Source organism: Methylibium sp. T29 (assembly GCF_000576205.1).
In the GTDB taxonomy this organism is placed as follows: domain Bacteria; phylum Pseudomonadota; class Gammaproteobacteria; order Burkholderiales; family Burkholderiaceae_C; genus Methylibium; species Methylibium petroleiphilum.
In genome coordinates this window covers 1-1,994 of record NZ_AZND01000414.1, presented here as the reverse complement: position 1 = coordinate 1,994, position 1,994 = coordinate 1, and the positions used below count along the sequence as shown (strand labels likewise).

At 68.7% G+C, this 1,994-nt stretch carries 3 protein-coding genes and 1 pseudogene; 1 reads left to right on the top strand and 3 read right to left on the bottom strand.

What is annotated here, in order from left to right; translation table 11 throughout:
* Positions 1-424 (top strand): annotated as a pseudogene (locus x551_RS21580) (hypothetical protein); the annotation flags it as partial.
* A gap of 27 nt (positions 425-451) precedes the next feature.
* On the opposite strand, the gene minE reads toward x551_RS21580, so the two are convergent.
* From minE to minC, 3 genes are all read right to left on the bottom strand, one after another.
* On the bottom strand, positions 452-718 hold the full coding sequence (gene minE, locus x551_RS21575; RefSeq protein ID WP_011830917.1) for a cell division topological specificity factor MinE: 267 nt from the start codon (positions 716-718) through the stop codon (positions 452-454).
* A 4-nt stretch (positions 719-722) separates the two neighbouring features.
* A complete protein-coding gene (gene minD / locus x551_RS21570) occupies positions 723-1,538 on the bottom strand; it encodes a septum site-determining protein MinD (protein WP_036235525.1) in 816 nt (271 codons plus the stop codon).
* A 34-nt stretch (positions 1,539-1,572) separates the two neighbouring features.
* The coding region (gene minC, locus x551_RS21565; protein ID WP_036235523.1) for a septum site-determining protein MinC at positions 1,573-1,994 on the bottom strand (422 nt) is incomplete at its 5' end.

Below are 1,994 nucleotides of genomic sequence, written 5' to 3'. Positions count from 1 at the left end.
CAAGAAGGGGCTGGCCGACGAGCTGGGTGCCAGCCGCGACACCGCCGAGCGCCTGCGCAAGGACGTGGCCGCGGTGGTGGCCTCGCTGCCGCCCGACCCGCGCGGCGGCACGGTGGAGGTGCGTGCCGGGCGATTCACCGTCGACGGCTCGGCACTGGCCTACGACGTGATCCTGACCCGCGACCGCGCCACGGCCGGCAAGCCGCTCGCCGGCGTGATGCAGTTCATCGTCGCCGGCGAGACCGCGCGCGGCACCGAGACCACGGTCAGCCTGAAGCCGGTCGCGATCTCGGTGGGCAGCCACGAGAGCCTGCGCGGCAGCGTGCCGATGCCCGAGGGCTTCAAGCCGCGCCAGACCACGATCCACGTGCTGGACCGGCCCGAGGGCAAGCTGCTCGGGATGCGCGTGATGTACGTGAAGTAGCCGCCGCCCGCGGCGGCGGCCCCCGGTTCAGCCGCGTGCGGCTTCGGGCAGCTCGAGCTTGACTTCGAGGACCTCAAGGTTGTCCTGCTTCTGCAGGTGGACCTTGATGTCCTCGGGCTTGATCGACACGTACTTCGAGATCACCGCCACCAGTTCGCGCTGCAGGGCCTCGAGGTAGTCGGGCCGGCTGCCGCCGCGCCCGCTGCGTTCGTGGGCCAGGATGATCTGCAGCCGCTCCTTGGCGACGCTGGCGGTCTTCTTCTTTTCTCCGAGCAGGAAGGAAAGCAGGGACATGGGTTCACCTCCCTCCGAACACGCGCTTGAAGAAACCCGGCCGATCGGCCTCGACGAAGCGCATCGGCGGGTTCTCGCCGCGGAAGCGGCGCACCACGTCCTTGTACGCTTCTGACACCGGTGTGCCGCGCATGTAGATCGCGGGCACGCCCTGGTTGGACGCGTCGAGCACCGTCTCGGACTCGGGGATCACGCCGATCAGGTCGATGCGCAGGATCTCCTGGATGTCCTCCAGCGAGAGCATCTGCCCGCCCACCACGCGGTTGGGGTTGTAGCGCGTGATCAGCAGGTGCTCCTTGATCGGCTCCTTGCCCTCGATCGCCCGCTTGGTCTTCGACGACAGCATGCCGAGGATGCGGTCGGAGTCGCGCACCGACGAGACCTCGGGGTTGGTGACGATGATCGCCTCGTCGGCGAAGTGCATCGCCATCAGCGCACCGGTCTCGATGCCGGCCGGCGAGTCGCAGACGATGTACTCGAAACCCATGTCCGCCAGGTCCTTCAGCACGCGCTCCACGCCGTCCTTGGTCAGCGCTTCCTTGTCGCGGGTCTGCGACGCGGCGAGCACGAACAGGTTGTCGCTCTGCTTGTCCTTGATCAGCGCCTGGTTCAGGTTGGCTTCGTTGTGGATGACGTTGATGAGGTCGTACACCACGCGGCGCTCGCAGCCCATGATCAGGTCGAGGTTGCGCAGGCCGACGTCGAAGTCGATCACGGCCGTCTTGTGGCCCTGCAGCGCCAGGCCGGATGCGAAGCTGGCGCTGGTGGTCGTCTTGCCCACGCCTCCCTTGCCGGAGGTCACGACGATGATTCTGGCCATCGGTAGCAGATCCTTTCAGTAGATGGAACGCTCGTCAGGCCTTCAGGGCCTCGAGCAGGAGCTTGTCGCCTTGCAGCCTCACCTGGGCCGGCTTGCCCAGCACCTCGGCAGGCAAGGGGGTTTCGGTGGTGCGGTAGGTGCCCGCGATGGAGACCAGCTGCGGCTCCATGCAGGTGGCGAAGATGCGGGCGTCGGCGTTGCCGCGGGCGCCGGCGATCGCCCGGCCGCGCAGCGGCCCGTAGACATGGATGTGGCCATCGGCGATGACCTCGGCGCCGACGTTCACCGCCGCCAGCACCACCAGGTCGCAACCCTTGGCGTAGACCTGCTGGCCCGAACGCAGCGGCCGGTCGATGACCATCGTGCCGGGGCCGGCCACCGGCACCTCGCGGATGACCTCGGTCAGCATGACCGGCGGCGCGGCAGGCACCGGCGCCGGCGCGCGGGCCGGCGGCG